Consider the following 21187-nt stretch of genomic DNA (forward strand, 5'->3'; position numbering starts at 1 on the left):
GCTGCAAATGCTATATTTAGTGTAATTCAAGAGGCTGCCGGGCTGAATCGACTTCTGTCCGGCGTCTCTTCCAAGGAACGAAACCATGAAGAGGTGACAGTGATGAGTAAAAGAACGATGTTTGAGAAAATCTGGGATAACCACGTGATTCATCAGGAAGAAGGCAAGCCGAGCATTTTGTACATCGATTTGCACCTCGTCCACGAGGTAACGTCCCCGCAAGCCTTCGAGGGCCTGCGCCTGAGCGGCCGCAAGGTGCGCCGTCCGGAGCTGACGTTCGCAACGATGGACCATAACGTACCGACGAAAGACCGTTTTAACATTACAGACCCGATCTCCAAGCAGCAGATCGACACGCTGTCGCAGAACTGCCGCGACTTCGGCGTCACCCTCTTTGATCTGGATACGATTGATCAAGGGGTCGTGCACGTTATGGGGCCGGAACTCGGTCTGACCCATCCGGGCAAAACGATCGTCTGCGGCGACAGCCACACCTCGACTCACGGTGCATTCGGCGCTCTGGCGTTCGGGATTGGCACAAGCGAAGTGGAACACGTGCTGGCTACCCAATGCTTGCAGCAGGCCAAAGCGAAGACGATGGAAGTGCGCTTCGTCGGCAAGCGCAATCCCGGCGTAACGGCGAAAGACATGATCCTCGGCGTCATTGCCAAGTACGGCACGGATTTTGCTACAGGTTATGTTATTGAGTACACGGGCGAAGCGATCCGCGAGCTGTCGATGGAAGAGCGCATGACCGTCTGCAACATGTCGATCGAAGGCGGTGCGAGAGCGGGCATGATCGCTCCGGATGAAACGACATTCGAATATTTGCGCGGACGCCAATACGTGCCGCAAGGCAGCGACTTTGACCAAGCGGTGGAGCAGTGGAAGCAGCTCGTCACCGACGAAGGCGCAGCATACGACCGCGTTGTGGAATTTGACGTGGAGACCCTGATCCCGCAAGTGACCTGGGGAACGAGCCCGGGGATGGGTACGGACATTACGTCCCGCGTGCCGGTGCCGGCGGAACTGCCGACCGAAAACGAACGTAAAGCAGCCGAAAAAGCGATTGAATATATGGGCCTGACGCCGGGAACGCCGATGTCGGAAATCGAAATCGACTACGTGTTTATCGGTTCCTGCACCAACGGCCGGATCGAGGACCTGCGCGCTGCGGCCCAGGTAGCCAAGGGGCACAAAGTGTCCGACCGGGTAACGGCGATCGTCGTTCCGGGTTCGGGACGCGTCAAGATCCAGGCGGAGAAGGAAGGACTGGACAAAATTTTCACCGAAGCGGGCTTCGAATGGCGCGATGCCGGATGCAGCATGTGTCTGGCGATGAACCCGGACGTTCTCCAGCCGGGACAGCGCTGCGCATCGACGTCCAACCGGAACTTCGAAGGCCGTCAAGGCCGCGGCGGACGCACGCACCTCGTGTCTCCGGCAATGGCTGCAGCAGCAGCGATCAAGGGTCGGTTCACGGATGTCCGTGATTGGAACTTCAAAACGGAAGCGGTCAGCAGCTAAGGAGGAGAATAAACATGGAAGCTTTTACGAAATTAACAGGTCTCGTCGCTCCGGTAGACCGGGTGAACGTGGATACGGATGCCATCATTCCTAAACAATTTTTGAAGCGGATCGAACGCACCGGTTTCGGACAATTTCTGTTCTATGAATGGAGATTCGATGAGCAGGGCAACGACATCCCGCAGTTTTCGCTGAACCAGCCGCGCTATAAAGGAGCCTCGATTCTGATCTCCAGAGCGAACTTCGGCTGCGGTTCTTCCCGTGAGCATGCGCCATGGGCGATCATGGATTACGGGTTCAGATGCATCATCGCTCCATCGTTCGCAGACATTTTCTACAACAACTGCTTTAAGAACGGCATTCTGCCGATCAAACTGTCGGAAGAGCAGGTGGAAGACCTGTTCCAGCGTACGGCAGCAAATGAAGGCTACGAGCTGAACGTCGACCTGGAAAACAAAACGATCACGGATGCCCAAGGTCTGCATATCGATTTCGACCTGGATGAGCACCGCCGTCAGTTCCTGCTGCAAGGCCTGGACGATATCGGCCTGACCCTTCAGCATGAAGATGCCATCTCCGCCTATGAGCAAAAGCACGCGGCTCGCTTGTTCGCGTAACTTATCCAGCCGGATGGGCAACACTGCCCTTCATTATAAGCTCCCATGCTCCGATAAGGAGTGTGGGGGCTTTTTTGCTGGGCGCTGGAGTATACCCGAAGAGCCGAAGGAGACAGGGGAGGTCGATATTTGGATAAATTGGGAAAGAAAACAGGTAAAAATTTGTAAAATCAAGCAGGAATATAAGATGAGAACACAGAAATTGTTACAGGTCAAATACCGTTAATGTTTTTTTTCATACATACATTCTGCGGCTTGTCACGAGCAGCAGCAAAAAATCAGTTTGTCAGAGGTGGAACATGAAGAAATTCGGCTTTTTACTGTTTTTATTGATGTTCGCCTTTATTGTCGGCGCCCAGGCGCCGTCGGTATCGGCGGCAAGCGGCACGGAGATCGTGCTGGACGGGAAACAACTGGACATGCCTGCGGACGCAGGGGTTGTCAACGTGAACGGGAGCATTATGGTTCCCTTCCGCGTGGTCGGTGAAAATCTTGGATTTGCCGTAGATTGGGAGCAGAAGTCGCAGAAGGTCACGATTCAGAAAGGCAGCACCAAGATGCTTCTTGTCGTGAAGCAGAAATCGGCAACCGTGAACGGCAAAAAGGTGAGCCTGGATCAGCCGCCGCTCCTGCAGAAGGGCAGCGTCGTTGTGCCGATCCGGTTCGTGAGCGAACAGATGGGGCTTGCGGTCAGTTGGGATAGCGTCAACAAAACTGTGTATCTGTCGACGGATGGATCGAATCCGTCGGGAGCCGATCCGGGAACAGGAGCAGGCAGTGGAGGCACGATACCGGTTCCTGATACGGGGAGCGGCAATTCGGATGGCACCGCTCCGTCAGGCGGTTCTGAAGGATCCGGCGTGACCGGCCAGGAGGGGGTTGCCGAGTTGACTGGCATCAGTTTTAGCGACAACCGCCTGATGATCGCTACCTCCGGCAACGGAAATGTGGTCCCGAAAGTGTTTACGATGAAAAATCCGGACCGCATCGTCGTGGATCTGCCGCAGACCCAATTCTCAGGAGCACTCGGCGAGACGCTTCCCTTGAGCGCCGACGCTCAAGGGAAGCTGGACGTCAGCGGGTATCCCGACGTTTCAGGGATCCGGTATTCATTGTTCAGCAGCAGTCCGTCCACCGTTCGGATCGTGATTGATTTGAACTATGCCAAAAACTATGCTGCATACCCGGATCCGTCCGGAAGCGGGATGTTTATCGTCGACTTGAATTTAGCTTCGGAGACGCCGACGGTTCCGGTCGGGGGCAGCGGGAAGAAGGTCGTCGTGATCGACGCCGGGCACGGTGCGAAGGATCCCGGGACGATCGGCTATTCGAAAACGAAAGAGAAGGACTTCAACCTGGCGGTAGCCCTAAAGGTCGGACAGCTTCTCGGGAGCGAGCCGAATATCGATTTTGTTCTGACGAGAAGTGATGACACTTTCCTCGAGTTGAAGGACCGTGTTAAAATAGCCAACGATCTGAATGCCGACGTATTTGTATCCATCCATGCGAACAGCGCGGGCTCGTCTGCGGCGAGCGGCAGCGAAACCTATTATCAGCGTGATGCAAGCAAATCGCTGGCGAACGTGCTGCACAAGTATTTGGTTCAGGCTACCGGCCTGGCGGACCGGGGAGTGAAATACGGCAACTTCCACGTCATTCGGGAGACCAAAATGCCGGCTGTTCTCCTGGAGGCTGGTTATCTGAGCAATCCGAAGGATGAGGCAACCTTGTTCTCCGAAAACGTTCAGCAGTCCGTCGCGCAGGGGATCGTGAACGGCATTAAGGAATATTTGGGTTTATAGAATTCAGAACTTGGCTGAAAGGAGTGTTATGGTGAATAAAAAAATATGGTGCGCAGTTCTTCTGTCCGCCGTGATGATTGTGGGAGCAGGCTGCGGTCAGAAAGCGAAGACGGCTCCTCCTCCGCCAGCGAGCGCTTCCGAACCGAGCTCAATTCAAGCGGACGAGAGCACATCGCCGCCGGCTACGGATGGCACTGCTCCGGATGAAAGTACGGCAGGCAGCAATTCGGGCAATGACAGCAGTGGAGGGGCCGGGGAACCCAAGGGTGAATCAACCGGTGAGGCAGCTAAGGATCAGCCCAGCTTTCAGAAATTGACCGTTGATGTATATTACACCGACCCGCAGGAAATGGAGTTGAAGAAAGCCCAGAAGGAGATCAGCTACCAGGTTCCTCTTGAGAAATACGTTGAGGCGTTCAAAGCGCTTCAAGACAGCGGCAGCCCCGACCTCGTTCCGCTGTGGGGTAAAATCGAATTGACCAAAATGTCGCTGGACAAAGATACTGGACTGCTGCATATGGATATTCATATCCCGGACGAAGCCCGGCTAGGATCGGGCGGGGAACAATTTGCCCTCGACTCGCTCAAGCAAACGATGTTTCAATTCGACGAAATCAAAGCGATCGACATCCTCGTCGACGGCCAAGCCGTGGAGAGTCTGATGGGCCACATGGATCTCGACCATCCGATCAAGAGAGGCGAGTAGATCATCGTTTCAATCATAACGAACAAGCATGCCGGTTCCTATTGGGAGTCGGCATGTTTTTTTTGCGGAAACCATGCTTTTCAGCAGGGGTGTTTGAATCGACAATACATAAAATCCCGGTTTTGTCCATCCAAAGTCATAGTAAAACTTTTGCATATAGAGGAATATATTCGCAACTTTTCAGGGGGGCTCGCGTCTAATAAATGTCTGGTGATGTCGAAGATGCCGAAGCCGAAACGTCAAAAAGCAGTTGAAAAATTTGAGAATGGTAGGGGTGAATAATGAAGAAGTTTGGTTTTTTGTTTGCGTTTATATTTGTCTTCATTTTGGCGTTTCCTCATAATGGACAGGCTGCGGCAGGGAGCACAAAGATTTTTTTGAATGACAATGAGCTGAAGCTAACAGGTAATGCAGTGGTTGAAAATGTGAAGGGTAATACGATGATCCCATTTCGTGTGGTCGGAGAGAGTCTGGGATTTGATGTCGCATGGGAGCAGAAGACCGGCACGGTAACCATACAAAAGGACTCGACAGTCATAAAGCTTGTTGTTAATCAAAAGAATGCTACGGTTAACGGCAGTAAGGTTGCACTTAATATCGCGCCGATTCTGCGCACCGACACGGTCATCGTCCCGCTTCGCTTTGTGAGTGAGCAAATGGGACTGACCGTCAGCTGGGATAATGTGAAGAAAGTGGTATATTTAATTACCCCGGATTCGAATTCCGGAAACAGCGGAAATGCCGGCACCGGTGCAGGCAATGGCGGGACAACCGTACCCGGCAGCGGTGATAACGACAGCAGCGTCGGGCTCGTCAATGGACTCAGCTTCAGCGACAACCGGCTGCTGATCGCAACCAGCGGGTCGGTTAAGGCCAGCAGTTTTAAAATGACCGGTCCCGATCGGGTCGTCATCGATCTGACGAACGCGAAATTTTCGGATCAATTCAGCGGTTCTTCTCCGCTGGACAGCAATTATAACGGCTCAATCAACGTCAGCGGCTATCCGGATGTATCCAAAGTCCGTTACTCGCTGTATAACGATAATCCTTCCACGGTACGCGTGGTCATTGATCTGAATTATGCAAAAAATTATAAGCTGACCAATGAAAACGGGATGTACATCATCGACTTGAACACATCAGACAGCGGCACTCCTTCCACTCCAGTTGGCGGAGGCGGCAAAAAAATCGTCGTCATTGATGCAGGCCATGGTGATCAGGATCCTGGCGCATCAGGCGTTTCCGGCAAAAAAGAAAAAGCGTTTAACTTGGCGGTTGCCCTCAAAGTAGGGGCTCTGCTCAAAAATGATCCAAACATCGATGTCGTTCTTACCCGCAGCGACGATACGTTCCTTGAACTGAGCGAACGGGTCAAGATCGCCAACGATTTGAAGGCGGATGTATTTATTTCCATTCATGCGAACAGTGCAGGCTCCTCTGTGGCAACAGGAAGTGAAACCTATTATCAGCGGGATGCCAGCAAGGCGCTGGCCAACGTGATGCATAAGTACCTGGTACAAGCCACCGGACTGAAGGATCGCGGCGTTCGCTACGGAAATTTCCACGTCATTCGCGAAACGAAGATGCCGGCCGTGCTGCTGGAAGTCGGTTATCTGAGCAACAAAAACGACGAGGCCGCCCTTTTCTCGGAAAGCTTCCAGCAGCGGGTTGCCAAAGGCATTGTCAGTGGTATCAAAGAGTATTTAGGTGTGAAATCATGATGAGTCGCAGGAACAAGGAGGCGGGAAGTCAATGAATAAAAAAGTTTGGTGTGCAGGGGTTCTGGCTCTGGCGTTGGTTGCTTTAGCAGGCTGCGGCCAGAAGCCGACCGCCGCACCAGATCAGCAGCAGGAGACGGCCTCCGATCAGCAGGTGACTGGCAGCGGCGGAGATACGGCAGCCGGAGAAACGGGAACCGAAGGCACCAACGGTGCCGTTACTTCCGACAGCGGGCAGGACCAAGGTTCAGATCAAGGTCAGGCCTCATCCGGTTCGCAAGGGCAAGGACAGGGTCAAGAGGCGACTGGCCAGGGCCAATCCACGTCCACGCAAACGACGAATTCGAACCAAAAAAGCTTGAATATCGATGTCTATTATACAGATCCTGAGGAGCTGGATTTGCACAAAGCCCAGAAGGAAATCAGCTTCAGCAGCGAAGATGAAAAGTATAAGAAGGCGTTCGAAGCGCTGCAGGCCAGCGACAAATCGGACCTCGTTCCTCTCTGGGGCAAGGTGGAACTTAAATCGCTGAGCATGAAGGACGGTCAGCTCACCATCGACATTCATCTGCCGGATGAGGCCCGTCTCGGTGCAGGGGGCGAGCAGTTCGCCCTGGACGCGCTCGACAACACGTTGTTCCAGTTTGACGAAGTGAAGTCGATCGAGCTGCTGGTTGACGGCGCCAAGGTGGAAAGCCTGATGGGGCATGTCGATTTGGAGCATCCGATGACAAGACACTGATTTTTTTGGGGAAATTCAGGAAATATAGCAGGAGCTCGGCTCCTGGATGTCGAATTATATACAGCTAGAGCATGGCTGATAGTATCGAACTAAAGTTGGAGCGTTGCGCATCCTTTGTGGGAGCTATGATTCCTGGGGAACGGGCGCCTCCGCTTTAGTTCTTTCTATTTATTTCAGAGAGGGGCACTATCATGGTTCAGAAACGCAGCAATCATTCCTTACCTTCTAAAAAAGTCGTCTCCGCCGTCCTGGTCGGTATGATGGCATTAAGCTCGGGCACAGCCGTATTCGCGGATACCCCGGCGACGACCGGAGCGAGCGTAACAGCAGCTTCCGTCGGCCAGTTCAGTGACGTCAAGAGCGGATTCTGGGCTGAGAAGCATATATACAAGCTTGCTGCCCAAGGCATCATCCTCGGCGATAAAGGGCTGTTCCGTCCAAACGATTATGTGACCCAGCAGGAAGCCGTTACGATGGCGATCCGTTTTGCCGGGCTTCAGAACAAGCTGAGCACGGACACGGCCGTTGCGCTGCCGGAGAATGTCGTCGTAAATAATTATTTCAAGCCATACGTTGCACTCGCTTTCCAGCAAAGCCTGCTGAACAAGACGTCCGAAAGCGCGGCCACCGGTCAAAAGGGAACCTGGGGCGAGCGGAAGGCGAGCCGGGAGTGGATCACCGAAGTGCTGGTCCGCGCCCTGGGCAAGGAAAGCCAAGCTTCCGCCGCAGCCTCGAAGGCCACGACGTTTGCTGATAACGGCAAGATTTCCGCATCAAAACGCGGCTTTGTGAACGTTGCGCTGGAACTGGGCTTGACGAACGGTGTGGATGGTAACCGCTTTGATCCGCAAGGTTCGGTTACGCGTGCCCAGCTGGCGACCTTTTTCAGCCGGGCCGAAGCCTACAACAACATTAAGTACGACAACTCCGCCGAAGGCATCATCACCGGGCTGAGCGATAATAAGCTTGATTTGTATGTAGACGGCAGTGTGAAGAGCTACGCCCTTGATGCGTCAACCGGATATTTTACAAAGGATTCGGAAACGAAGATTGCCTTTACGGAACTGAAGCCGTACACCAAAGTGATGGTCATCGGCAGCGGGTCGAAGGCAGGGTATGTGGAAGTGACGGATCCAACCGTTCAGCTGGAAAGTACGGAAGGAACGTTCCAGAAGCTGTCTCCGGGGAACATTCTCTGGATTGAAACGAACAACACGTTCCAGCAGTTTACATATGATGCGGGCACGACGTTCCTGGATCAGAACGGTGCGAAGATCGATCCTTCCGCTATCGCAGTCGGCAGCAAGGTAACGGTATCTCGTGAAACGTTCAGCTCCGCCAAGAAAACGGTCATCGTTCAAGTGAAATCGGGGATCGTGAACAAGACGGGCACCGGAACGCTGCAGAGCATCGATACGGCTTCCAAGTCGCTCGTCATCAAAAATGACGCGGGCAATCTCGAGAGCTACACTTGGGATGCCAACTCCTTCTTCAGTTACCAGAATGAAATTCTGTCTCCGTCCGAACTGAAAGCAGGCTCGACCATTAATTACACGATCAGAAACAACATGATTCAATCCATTGAATTAAAACAGGGAGTGGAGCGTACGATCCGCGGATCCTTGTATGAGGTTGGAGCAAACGGCTCGACCATCACCTACAAGCGGGACGGCGGAGCACTTGAAGTGAAGCTTCTTGCCAGCAAGCCGGAAATCGTCATCAGCGGCATCAGCGCACCGCTTCTTAGCGACCTGATCGCGGATTCCACCGCTGGCGACCAGGTGCAAATTACGCTGAATCCTGACGAGCAGGTAACCAAAATCGAAGTGCTGAACCGCCAGATGGAGCAAAAACGCGGAGCCTCGGTCGTGTCCTATGAACCGAAGACGAAGCTGCTCACGCTGATGGACGCGAACAAAAAACCGTTCGTTGTGACGCTCGACGATAAAACCAAACTGGTGTACAACACGGCCAATCCGACGCTGTCCGGCATCGAATCGCTGCTGACGACCGGCCGTAAAGTGAACGTCAGCTATCTGACGAACCGGGCGCTGTCGCTTGAGGTCATCTACCAGTACGACGGCAAGGTAACCGCGATCGATACGGCTGCCAAGAAGATGACTGTGGTCACCCCTGGCGGGGAAACCCTTGTGCTGCCATACAGTAATCCGGCCGTACAGGCATACGGCAAGAGCAACGCTTCGCTGTCCGACGTGAAGATCGGCAGTGATGTCGCCCTCGTGCTGAATGCGACGCAGGATGCCATTTCGTCCATTCTTTTGAAATCGACGGTTCAGTTTGAAGTCGTGGACATGAACTATACCAGCAGCCGAATTACGGTGAAGAAGGATGGCGTGACGAGCCAGTTCTATCTGGACAAAGCCGCACTGACAGGAGATAACGGACAGGCGGTGGAGCTGGCGGATATTCGTGCCGGACAGATCCTCAACGTGACGTTTAACGGAACAAACGCGGCTGCCGCACAAGTCGTGAAGCTGACGACGGGCCAAATCACGGCGGTGGATTCTTCTGCGGCATCGCCAAGCATTACGGTGAAGGATTATGCCGGCACGACGGAAACGTTCAAGCTGGGAACCGGGTCGAAAATCGTCAATGACGCCGGCAGCGCTCTGAGCCTGGGGAACCTGGCTGCGGGCAACCGTGTCGAAGTCCGCAAGGACGAAAGCGGCAATGCCGTGGTCAAGGTGCTGAACGTAACGACCCAAACGTATTGGAAATATGACAGTTATGCGAAGGAAATATATGTGAAACGGCAAAATGTCAATGATGCCAACCTATACAAGCTTTCGCCTGGCGCATATATTCACCAAGGTGACACGATATTGACCGTGCAATCCCTGAAAGAAAATGATACTATTGTATTGTATTTAAACAATGGAACGATTGTAGAAATACAGAAACAATAGTATGCTTTGGGAATGGTCATAAGATACACCGTCTTGATGCGGGGTTCTTACCCGCGTCAGGACGTTTTTTTTTGCAGGAGGTACTTTGCATGAAGGCTGAAACCGTTCGCTATATTTTGGACACGATCGGAGCGATGTTCCCTGACGCGCATTGTGAATTAAACCACAGCAATGCGTTCGAGCTGACGATCGCGGTTCTGTTGTCCGCCCAGTGTACGGACGAAACGGTAAACAAGGTAACCAAGGATCTTTTTCAAAAGTATAAAACGCCTGAGGATTATGTTTCGGTTCCCTTGGAGGAACTCGAACAGGATATCCGCCGGATCGGCCTGTACCGGAACAAAGCAAAGCACATCCACAACTTGTGCCGCATTCTGATCGAACAGTACGGCGGAGAGGTTCCACGAGAGCATGACAAGCTGGTACAGCTTCCCGGCGTAGGACGCAAGACGGCCAATGTGGTGGTGTCGAATGCATTTGACGTTCCGGCGATTGCGGTGGATACGCACGTCGAGCGGGTATCCAAGCGGCTTGCTCTGGCGGGCTGGAAGGACTCGGTGCTCGAAGTGGAGAAAAAGCTGATGAAGCGGGTGCCCAAGGATGAGTGGACGATCACGCACCACAGGCTCATCTTCTTCGGCCGGTACCACTGCAAGGCACAGAATCCGAAATGTCAGGTATGTCCGCTGCTCGATGTGTGCCGTGAAGGAAAAAAACGTATGAAGACGTCCCAAATCAGAAAAGATAAGGAACATACAGGATAGGAAGAACAAAGATGGAGAAGGATGGGATTTAGATGAAATGCATTTCGGTGTACACAGACAATTTTGAAATGTTTTCCGATATTTTTGACGCGGTTGTGGAAAGCAAACTGAGTGAAAACGAAGAGAAGGAAGTCGAAGGTATCACGGTGAGCCATTCGGGCGACGTGCCTGAGCATTACCTGGACCGGATGTCCGTTAAGCCTGAAGTCGTTGTCATGAAGGACAAGTCCCGTGGCTTGACGATTTTGCAGCACGGCAAAGTCTTTGAAATTTTGATTCCGGAACTGGAAAGCGCGTCGATTTAACGGCCTGTATATGCAGCGTAAGGCCCAGGATAAAACCGAATGGTATTCGGTTTTATTTTTTTTGTCCGGCAAAATGATTTCCAACCCATCGGTGGAATGTTAAAATAAAACTATTTGAATGGGTTTTCCGGCAAAAAGCGTCATGAGCCGCCTCATTCGGTCAATTGACACAAGGGAGAGTAGTCAGCATGTCGTTCACTGTCCAAACCACAGCTAGCCAAGGATCTATTGCGTTGCAGCCACTGAAAGAGCAACTTGCCGCTTGGGGCGATGCGAGATCGGCGAGTCTCATCGACGATTTAATACATAAAGCAGACGCCGGGGAAATGACCATCGCCTTTTGCGGCCATTTCTCGGCGGGAAAATCCAGCCTGATCAATTCCTTATGTGGACGAAAGGTGCTTCCATCCGGTCCGGTGCCGACCAGCGCCAACGTCGTCTCCATCCGCAATGGCGAGCCGCGCGCCTTGATCTATCCGGCCGCAGGCGCAGGGGATGAAGCCCCGAGAGAGACCGCGGACCCGCTTCAAGTATCGCTAAAGGAACTATACGAGTACTGCACCAACGGTGGTGACTATTCATCGGTAGAAGTGTGGGATCATGTTCCTCTGCTTGGGGAGCACGGCGTATTCATGGATACACCCGGCGTGGATTCGACGGACGACGGCCATCAAAAAGCGACCCATTCCGCGCTTCATTTGGCGGATGTCGTTCTGTATGTGATGGACTATAACCATGTCCAGTCCGAAAACAATTTGGTGTTTGCCAAGAGCCTGTCGGATTGGGGCAAACCGCTGTACCTGATCGTTAACCAAATCGATAAGCACCGGGAGCGGGAGTTATCCTTTGATACCTACCGCCAGGAAGTGGAGGCGGCTTTCAAGCGGTGGCAGGTGCATTACGAGAATTTGCTGTTTATCTCGCTGAAGAATCCGGAGCATCCGTATAACCAGCGGGCTCAGCTGGATGGACTGGTGCAGGAGCTGATCGCCCAGCGGGGACCGCTATTGTCTTACAGCATCGACTGTTCCGCGCGTCATATCGCCGAGCAGCATACGGCGCAGTTCGCCGATTCGCTGCAGGAGGACATGGAGCAGCTGCTGCAGGAGATGGGAGGCGCCGAGAAGGCGGCGGAACTGGAACGGGAGATGGGCGCTCTCAGGGAGGAGATCGACCGGTTTGCGAATATCCGGCAGCTGGAGCGGGAAGCGGTCCGCCGTGAGGCGGAAGGACTGCTCGAGAATGCCAACCTGACGCCGGCCGATCTGCGGGACCGGGCGCAGCTGTTTCTCGAAAGCCGTAAGCAGGGCTTCAAGAAGGGCTTTCTGTTCGCCGGGGCGAAGACGGAGCAGGAGAAGCAGGAGCGCTTGGAAGGCTTTCTGTCGTCTTTGCGGGAGCAGTGCGCCTCCCAGATCGGGTGGCATCTTCAGGAGCTGCTGCGCCGCTGGGGACAGTCCCACCGGATTTGGAACGAGGAACGCGATCAGCAGCTTGCTGATCGGATGCCGGTCATCGGACCGGAACTGCTGGAGGGCACGGTGGAGCCGGGAGCGGTGCTGTCCGGCGAATACCTGCTGAATTACTGCCGCAAGCTGTCGGCAGAAATCAAGGCGCTGTACCGCCGCGCTGCGCTGGACGCGGCGGAAGAGATGCTGGCGGATGTCGAGGCATCCGCCGCGCCCGCCAAGCAGCGCGCACAGCAGGAGCTGGCCGCGCTGCAAGAGCAGTCCGCCGCGATGGCCCGCTACACGGAGCTGGCAGCGGCCATTGCGGCGCGCAAGGAAGCGGCGGCGCGCCTGCTGCCGCCGCACCAGGCGCTCACCCCCGGCACTCTGCCGCAGGTGAGCGCCCCAACCCGGCCGGCTGCGCAGCCGGCCGGGGAAGATGCGGGCGCGCCGATAGCGGCGCCCGCTGTGAAGCCCGCCCCGCATGGCTGGGCGGGGCAGCAGGGCGGCGCGGCCAAAGGCCGCCGCCAGCGGCTTGACGCGGCCGCGGCGCAGCTGCGCGAAGCGGCTGCGCTGCTGGGGCGCCATCCCGCGCTGGCTTCCGCCGCGCGGGGGCTGGAGGGCCGAGCCGAGGCGCTGGCCGGCGGCTCGTTCACGATGGCACTGTTCGGCGCGTTCAGTGCCGGCAAGTCTTCGTTCGCCAACGCTCTGCTCGGCGACAGCGTGCTGCCCGTCTCGCCGCATCCGACGACAGCGGCGATCAACCGCATCCTGGCGCCTGAGGGTGAGTATGCGCACGGGACGGCCAGGGTGCAAATGAAGTCGGCCGAGGCTTTCCAGGACGATTTGGCGTATTCCTTCTCGATCCTCCAGCTCAGCAAGCCGGAAGGCGACGGCTGGCTCGAGGCGGTACGCTCCATGAAGCCGGAAGGTGTGCATCCGGCCGGCCTGCCGCATTACGGATTTCTCAAGGCGGCCGCCGCGGGCTGGGAACTGGCGAAACCGCTGCTGGGCAGCGTTCGAACCGTTGATATGACGGAGTACCGCTCTTTTGTAGCCGATGAGACCAAATCTTGCTTTGTCGACCGGATTGATCTGTACTACAGCTCTCCGCTGACGGAGCAGGGAATCGTGCTCGTGGATACGCCGGGGGCTGACTCGCTGCACGCCCGCCATACCGGCGTGACGTTCCAATATATGAAGCAGGCGGACGCCATCGTTTTTGTAACGTATTATAATCACGCGTTTTCCAAGGGCGACAGGCAGTTCCTGACCCAGCTCGGCCGGGTGAAAGACAGCTTTGCCCTCGATAAAATGTTTTTCATCGTCAACGCGGCCGATCTGGCTGCTTCCCAGGAAGAGCTGGAGCAGGTTGTCAAGCATGTGGACGGCAACCTGAAAGCCAGGGGCATCCGGCTGCCGCATATTTACCCCCTCTCCAGCATGACTGCGCTCGAGGCGAAGCTGGACGGAGATGAAGCTATGCTGGCGCAATCGGGACTCGGCGCATTTGAAGATGCGCTCGGAGTCTTCGCCGGGGAAGAGCTGCCCAAGCTGTCCCTTCAAGCCGCCGCATCCGAGGTCTCGGCTGCACGGAAAAGGGCGGAGGAATGGGCGCGTCTGTCCCGGCAGGATGCAGGCAGCAGGCAGCGGCGCAAGCAGGAGCTGGTCCGGACAGCCGAGCAGGCTAAGGGGCTTGTCGGGCAGTTTGCCACCATGCAGCAGGGGAACCTGATTGCACAGGAAACGAAAGAGCTGCTGTTCCACGTCAGACAGCGGATCGGTTTCGGAATGGGTGACTTTTTTAACGAAACGTTTCATCCTTCCGTTCTGCGTGAGGATGCGGGTCAGCTGAAGCGGGTGTTTGCCGGGTGCGGACGCGAGCTGGAACGGACGCTCGTCCGTGAGCTGGAACAGGAGCTGCTGGCCACGACGCTTCGATTGGAGAACAAAGGCAAACAAATCGTGCATGCGGCCGCCGTACAGACGACAGAGGATATATCCGCACTGGATGCCGGTTTGGTTCTGAATCCGCCGGAGGAGAAGGAGTGGGAAACGCCGGAGCTTAAGGAAGTTCAGCTGGAAGGCATCGTCGACTGGAACGCGGCCTGGGGATTTTTTAAATCGCCGAAGGCTTTCTTTGAAGGCGGAGGACGCGAAAAAATGCGTGCGGCTGTAGAAGAACAGATCAAGGAAGCGCTGAGCCGCGAAGTATCCGCTCAGGAAGGGCTGCTGTCTGATTTTTACGCGCAGCGGATGGGGGATGCCCAGCATAGGCAGGCCGGCGCCCTGCGGGAGCAGCTGAAGGAAACGGTCGATGCGCTGACCGCCTCGCTGGAACAGGGCGAACGGCCGGAGACGTGGGATACCCTCGCAGCCGAACTGCTTCATATTGAGAAACGTATGACATCTTAGGAGGTGCCCCGGCAAGGAAGATGACGACTCCTCTGCATATGGGGGCAGCCAATGGCTTCCGCCTGCCGGGACGGCGCCATTTTGACGGAAATGAACAAGCTACAGGGGGAAGATTCATGGAGGAGGCCAATGAACTGGCCCGCCAGTTTGCAGACGGCGTCTTAACGGTGACCGGCGTCTATATGACTTCGCTTCAACCCGGTAATTACAACGGCCATACGAAGGAACGCCCGACTTCCAGTGCGGGCTTCGTATTTGCACTGCGCGGCAAGGCGGAATTTGTGTTTAACGGAACGGCGTATGACGTCCGGCCAGGGATTGTCGTTCACGGCGGTAAAGGGATGACGCTGGAGCTGGCGGTCGGTGATGATGGGTTTGACTATGTCTTAATCCATTACGAACTTGCTGCTCCCGGCGGAACTCCTGCTCCATGCACTATCCGTCATTTCGGCTGGCGTGCGGCAGCAGATGAAGCGCTGACGGATAAGCTGATTGCGCTTCATGTGGCTGCCCTTCGACCTGGTCCCATTCAGTACTTGCGCACCAAAGAGCTGTTCTATGCGCTGCTGTTTGATCTGTTGACGGGATCCGGCCAAGGCAGGGACCATCGCGGAACCAGCATTGCCGAACAGGCGACGGCATACATTCACGGACATTTTCAGGAGCCGCTAACGCTGGAGCATCTGGCCAGTCTCTATGGCCTAGGCGTAAAGCGGTTTTCTTACCTATTTCATAAGTACACCGGACTGTTTCCGATCGATTATCTCATTCAGTACCGCATGAAGTGGGCGAAGCATCTGCTCGTAACCGGCGTCAGCAGCATCGGTGATATTGCCGCTGGCGTCGGTTATGCCGATGCGCATTATTTCAGCAGACTGTTTAAAAAGCATGTCGGTGTGACGCCTACCGAGTTCCGAGCCCGTCGTGGGCAATAATCCACTTCCATTCGGGAATATGTCTATTCTCAGCAGGCGCCCTGTCCGTATATACTGTATATGATAATGAAAATCATTATCATATACATCGAAGAAACGAGGGGTACCTGAAAATGAGTGAGTGGAAGAACCATGCTATACGATACGGCGTGCTGCCGTTGGCTTCCCTTATGCTTGTCCTGCTTCTGGCAGCCTGCGGAAATGGAGGAGGCGTCGAACCGGAAGCACCTGGCGCAAATAAAGAGAGCAGTGCTCCATCCATCGAAGGGACGGCCGCGGCCTTTCCCCGGACGATCCATCATGACAAGGGGGACACGGTGCTGAACGAAGCGCCCCAAAAAATCGCCGTCACCTATTTTCCTTATGCGGATCATTTGTTTGCGATCGGTAGGGGAGATCAGGTCGCGGGTTCGGTCGGCCTGCAGTCTCTGCAAAACTTTCCCGTGTACGACGAGTTTACGAAAAACGGACAGATCGCGGACCTCGGCAACGACGCTCCGGATCTGGAAAAGCTGCTGGCCCTGGATCCCGACGTGATCATCGCTTGGGAAAACGACGAGAAGATCTACGACCAGCTGAGTAAAATCGCGCCGACGATCTTAATCCATCAGTCGGAAAACTGGCAGGACACGATCGGTAAAATCGCCGAAGTTGCGGGAGAAGAAGAGAACGCGCAGGCATACATCGACGCTTACAATCAAAAGCTGGAGGCGCTCGCCGCCGGCATGAAAGAATCGGGTGTGAAGGGAAAAACGGCGATGTTTATGATGACCTGGAACAAAGGCTTCAATTATTATGGCGGCGTCCGGATGGAGCCGTATTACAACAAACTCGGCTTCAGCAGGTTTCCGGGGATGAAAGATTGGGGAGAGATCAGCCTGGAGGGCGTTGGCGAGGCTGACCCGGATTATATTTTCCTGTGCAAGGACTTTACCGGCTCCGCCGAGCTTACCTTGGAAAAGCTGCAAAATGAAGCCGTATGGAAGCAGTTAAAAGCTGTTAAGAACAATCACGTCTATGTTGTTGATACCGAAATCGTCGGTCCGCTGGCCATGGGGCAGTCGAAAGGGCTGGACGTTATTGGAAACCTAAATCTGAAATAGTATTCAATAAAGGAAATGCTGCCTATATTCCCCTTACCGGTTCTTTCGGCCCCTGATCAGGGGCTTTTTTTATTTGATTTGATAGGCTCGTTAAGCCGGTGCTTGACTCTAATGCTAACCTCACGAAGACCGTTTCGGACACCGAAAAATGGAAGCTTTCCCCCAAGTCAGGAAGCGCTTTTACAGCCCCACCCGGCTTTTTATCGGGAAGCGCAGAGATTGAGAGGATTTGGCATGATTTGATAAGTAAACCGGGATTATATCCAGTTAATGCCGAACCATTGACAAAGCGGCGAAAATATGCGCTGTTATCCTCTTTGCCGCCTCTGAGAGACGGTGTTAAACTTCATAAATGTTCACAACTTAACGCGAATGATTTTCAAGCATTCACATGACTCGAAGGAGGAGAACCATGAATGTTCTCAGGCAAATGCAGGGCTTTTTTTGGGCGAAGCGCAGTTTTCTTTATTTATCTATACTCTGCCTCGCCATAGCTACTGCGCTGGGGCTTGTTACCCCGAATTTGCTCCGGAAGCTGATCGACGAAGCGATCGTTCCGAAGCATTTTGAGCTCGTTCCCGCTCTGGCGCTCACCGTCATCGGTGTCGTCACCCTCAAAGCCGTCATGCAGTTTTTAAGCGGCATGCTCGGCGGAAGACTGGGGAACTATCTGGCATACCGTTTGCGTAACGGCTGCTACGAGAAGCTGCAAGTCTTGTCTTTCCGCTATTACGACACGGCCAGAACCGGCGACCTGATGTCCCGTCTGACCGGGGATCTCGAAGCGATCCGGCAATTTATCGCCTTCGGCATCCCGCAAATTCTGAACACGATCCTGATGGTTGTGTTCGGGGCGGTCATGATGCTGTCGATCAGCTGGCAGCTGACGCTCGCTACCATGATCAGCATCCCGTTCCTGGTGTTTGTCGCCCTGAAGTTCGAAGGCAAGATCCACCCGGCGTTCCAGGAAATGCGTCTGGCGCTGAGTGCGCTGACGACTTCGGTACAAGAGAACATTACAGGTGTTCGTACGGTCAAATCATTTGCGCGTGAGCCTCACGAAGTCGACAAGTTTTCCGTGCGTAACGAACGCTACAAAAACAACCAGATCTTCGCTTCGGGTCTCTGGAGCCGCTACTTTCCGGTCATGGAGCTTCTCGCGTCCATCTGCGTCGTACTGCTCCTCGGTGTCGGAGGCACGCTGGTCATCCGCCAATCGCTGTCGCTGGGCGAGCTCGTTGCCTTTTTCAGCTTGATCTGGTACATTATCGGACCGATGTGGAATATCGGTTATCTCATCAACAACTACACGCAGTCGGAAGCTTCGGGGGAGCGGGTGCTCGAGCTCCTGAACCAGCCGATTGACGTCAAGGATAAAGACAATGCCGTCGTTCTGTCTTCCGACGAAGTGAAAGGGCATGTCACCTTTGAACATGTTACTTTTGCTTATGGCAATAAGCTGGCCGCTATCCAGGACATTAATTTGGATGCGCCTCCAGGATCGGTCATCGGCCTGCTCGGCGGAACCGGATCAGGGAAATCGACGGTCATCCAGCTGCTGATGCATGCGTATAACGTCAACAGCGGCAGCATCAAGCTGGACGGCAAGAACATCAATGACATTCAAGTCCGGAGCCTGCGCAGCCAAATCGCGTCGGTGTTCCAGGAGACGTTCCTGTTCTCGTCCAGCATCCGCAATAACATCGCCTACGGCCTGAAGGACGTAACGATGGACGAGATCATCCGGGCCGCCAAGCTGGCCAAAGCCCACGATTTCATTATGGAAATGCCGGACGGTTACGATACGGTGGTCGGCGAGCGGGGCATGGGCCTCTCCGGAGGGCAGAAGCAGCGGATCGCGATTGCGCGCGCCTTGCTGAAGAATCCGAAGATCCTCATCCTCGATGACGCGACGAGCGCCGTCGACATGGAAACCGAGCATGAAATCCAGTCGGGCTTCCAGGAAGTTATGAAGGGACGGACGACGTTCATCATCGCCCACCGGATCTCTTCCCTGCGGCATGCCGACGAGATTCTCGTGCTGAACGAGGGCAAAATCGTGCAGCGCGGCAAGCATGAAGATTTAATCACGGTTCCTGGCCCTTACCAGGATGTATACCATATTCAATATGCAGACCACATTGCCCGGATGAATGGGAATGCAGGAGAGCAGGTGAGCTCATGAATCCCGCAGAGGAAACGAATAAACAGCGGCCGGGAGCCGCAAATAAAAACAACCCGAAGGGGAAGACGCCGGGTGTAACCGGTGAACGCTTCGTGTATCAGGATGACGAAGTCATCGAAAAGCCGTTTAACTGGTCCCAGCTGACCCGGCTGTTCGCTTATATGAAGCCTTATGCCAAGCAGATGCTGCCGCTCGTCCTGCTGATGATGGTCCTCGGAACGATTACGAAACTGACCGTGCCGTTCCTGACCAGTCAGGCGATCGACAAGGCGATCGCGCCGAAAGACGGTAATACGAACCTGACGCTCTTGTACCTGCTTACGGCAGGGGCACTTGTTCTTTACATTATTCAGTGGATCGCGAGTACGTACCGGATCCGCCTGACCAACATTATCGGACAGCGCGTCATCTACGACCTGCGTTCGCATTTGTTCCAGCACATCCAGAAGCTGTCCTTCAACTTCTTTGACAAGCGGCCCGCAGGCTCCGTGCTCGTGCGTATCACGAACGACGTCAACTCCCTGCAGGAGCTGTTCACCAACGGTGTCGTCAACCTGATGATCGACTGTGTCCAGCTGGTCGGGATTGTGGTCATTTTGATGCTGATCAACTGGAAGCTCGGACTTGCGGTTGTTCTGACCGTCCCGATCATGTTTTTCATCTCCACGAAGCTGCGGGTCAAGATCCGCCGCGCCTGGCAGGAAGTGCGCATGAAGAACTCCCGGATCAACTCGCATTTGAACGAATCGATCCAGGGGATCCGCGTTACGCAGGCTTATACGCAGGAGCAGGAGAACATCAAGTTTTTCGACAAAATGAACATGGACAGCAAAAAGTCGTGGGACCGCGCGTCCACGCTGAACCAAGGGTTCGGCCCGCTGATCGAAATCACAGGGGGCATCGGCACCTTGATCCTGTTCTGGTTCGGGGCTTACCTGATACAGGAGGGCCAGCTGACCGTCGGTCTTCTGGTCGCCTTCTCCAGCTATGTCGGCAACTTCTGGGAGCCGATCAACCGGCTCGGCCAAATGTACAATCAGCTGTTGGTGGCGATGGCTTCCTCAGAGCGGATCTTCGAATTTATCGATGAGAAGCCGCATATCGACGACAAGCCGAATGCCCGGCCGATGCCGAAAATTCACGGCGACATCAAGCTGGAGAACGTCGTGTTCGAATACGAGAAGGGCCGGCCGGCACTCAAGGGTATCAACCTCGACGTCAAGGCGGGTCAAACGATCGCCCTCGTCGGGCATACCGGTTCAGGAAAAAGTACAATCATTAATTTGCTCAGCCGGTTCTATGATATAACAGGGGGCAAAATTACGATTGACGGTCTGGACATCCGGGACGTGAAGCTGGATACGCTCCGCAGCCAAATCGGAATCGTGCTGCAGGACACGTTCATTTTCTCAGGAACGATCCGCGATAACATTCGCTTTGGCCGGCTGGACGCGACCGACGAGGAGATCGAGGAAGTAGCCAAGGCCGTCGACGCTCATGAATTTATTATGAAGCTGCCGAACGGTTACGATACGGAGGTCGAGGAGCGTGGGAACATGCTCTCCATGGGGCAGCGGCAGCTGCTGTCCTTCGCCCGGGCGCTTCTGGCCGATCCGCGGATTCTCATTCTTGATGAGGCGACGGCCAGCATCGATACGGAGACCGAGCTGAAAATTCAGGAAGCGCTGAAGGTGCTCCTGAAAGGACGGACTTCCTTTATCGTCGCGCACCGGTTGTCGACGATCCGCCATGCGGACAAAATCGTCGTACTGGATCACGGCGAGATCAAGGAGGAAGGCAACCATCAGGAACTGATGCAGAAGCAGGGAACGTACCATGGTCTGATCGAAGCGCAGTTCCGGTTTGTCTGAGGATGATGATTCGCTAAAAATGGATTGTCTTCCGTAGGTACATCGTTGGATATTTTTCATATCCCCCGGTCGCCGGAAGTTAACGGTGCGTTTACAGCCAATTAACAAACAACCAAAATTGTAAA

General features: G+C 54.6%; 14 protein-coding genes. All 14 read left to right on the forward strand.

Annotated elements, in window-relative coordinates; genetic code table 11:
• The first annotated feature begins 102 nt into the window (after window positions 1–102).
• The 14 genes from leuC (at window position 103) to ABID47_RS03450 (ending at window position 21062) form a co-directional block, all read left to right on the forward strand.
• Window positions 103–1527 (forward strand): 3-isopropylmalate dehydratase large subunit, encoded by a 1425-nt coding sequence (gene leuC / locus ABID47_RS03385; protein WP_116229744.1) that lies wholly within the window; start codon window positions 103–105, stop codon window positions 1525–1527.
• A gap of 14 nt (window positions 1528–1541) precedes the next feature.
• Window positions 1542–2144 (forward strand): 3-isopropylmalate dehydratase small subunit, encoded by a 603-nt coding sequence (leuD, locus tag ABID47_RS03390; RefSeq protein WP_354494911.1) that lies wholly within the window; start codon window positions 1542–1544, stop codon window positions 2142–2144.
• Between the two features lie 299 nt (window positions 2145–2443).
• A complete protein-coding gene (locus tag ABID47_RS03395) occupies window positions 2444–3946 on the forward strand; it encodes an N-acetylmuramoyl-L-alanine amidase (RefSeq protein WP_354494912.1) in 1503 nt (500 codons plus the stop codon).
• Between the two features lie 31 nt (window positions 3947–3977).
• Window positions 3978–4652 carry a GerMN domain-containing protein gene (locus ABID47_RS03400; protein ID WP_354494913.1) on the forward strand — a complete coding sequence of 225 codons (675 nt, stop codon included), beginning with the start codon at window positions 3978–3980 and terminating at the stop codon, window positions 4650–4652.
• Between the two features lie 281 nt (window positions 4653–4933).
• Window positions 4934–6373 carry an N-acetylmuramoyl-L-alanine amidase family protein gene (locus ABID47_RS03405; RefSeq protein WP_116229747.1) on the forward strand — a complete coding sequence of 480 codons (1440 nt, stop codon included), beginning with the start codon at window positions 4934–4936 and terminating at the stop codon, window positions 6371–6373.
• 31 nt (window positions 6374–6404) lie between these two features.
• Complete coding sequence (locus tag ABID47_RS03410; RefSeq protein ID WP_354494914.1) at window positions 6405–7112, forward strand: GerMN domain-containing protein; 708 nt, start codon at window positions 6405–6407, stop codon at window positions 7110–7112.
• Window positions 7113–7303: 191 nt separating this feature from the next.
• Window positions 7304–10039, forward strand: coding sequence for an S-layer homology domain-containing protein (locus ABID47_RS03415; RefSeq protein ID WP_354494915.1), 2736 nt, complete (start codon window positions 7304–7306; stop codon window positions 10037–10039).
• Between the two features lie 89 nt (window positions 10040–10128).
• Entirely contained in the window at window positions 10129–10803 is a 675-nt protein-coding gene (gene nth, locus ABID47_RS03420) for an endonuclease III (protein ID WP_076170938.1), read from the forward strand.
• A gap of 32 nt (window positions 10804–10835) precedes the next feature.
• Window positions 10836–11108 (forward strand): NAD/NADP transhydrogenase alpha subunit, encoded by a 273-nt coding sequence (locus ABID47_RS03425; RefSeq protein WP_076170940.1) that lies wholly within the window; start codon window positions 10836–10838, stop codon window positions 11106–11108.
• Window positions 11109–11341: 233 nt separating this feature from the next.
• Complete coding sequence (locus ABID47_RS03430; protein WP_354494916.1) at window positions 11342–14968, forward strand: dynamin family protein; 3627 nt, start codon at window positions 11342–11344, stop codon at window positions 14966–14968.
• 116 nt (window positions 14969–15084) lie between these two features.
• A complete protein-coding gene (locus ABID47_RS03435) occupies window positions 15085–15903 on the forward strand; it encodes an AraC family transcriptional regulator (protein ID WP_354494917.1) in 819 nt (272 codons plus the stop codon).
• A gap of 113 nt (window positions 15904–16016) precedes the next feature.
• A complete protein-coding gene (locus tag ABID47_RS03440) occupies window positions 16017–17006 on the forward strand; it encodes an ABC transporter substrate-binding protein (protein WP_354494918.1) in 990 nt (329 codons plus the stop codon).
• A gap of 412 nt (window positions 17007–17418) precedes the next feature.
• On the forward strand, window positions 17419–19191 hold the full coding sequence (locus tag ABID47_RS03445) for an ABC transporter ATP-binding protein (RefSeq protein WP_354494919.1): 1773 nt from the start codon (window positions 17419–17421) through the stop codon (window positions 19189–19191).
• Window positions 19188–21062: an ABC transporter ATP-binding protein gene (locus ABID47_RS03450; RefSeq protein ID WP_354494920.1), complete on the forward strand. Its 1875-nt coding sequence runs from the start codon at window positions 19188–19190 to the stop codon at window positions 21060–21062. The genes ABID47_RS03445 and ABID47_RS03450 overlap by 4 nt, the downstream gene beginning before the upstream one ends.
• The last annotated feature ends 125 nt before the right edge of the window (window positions 21063–21187 follow it).

Source organism: Paenibacillus favisporus (genome assembly GCF_040545415.1).
GTDB lineage: Bacteria > Bacillota > Bacilli > Paenibacillales > Paenibacillaceae > Paenibacillus_AQ > Paenibacillus_AQ favisporus.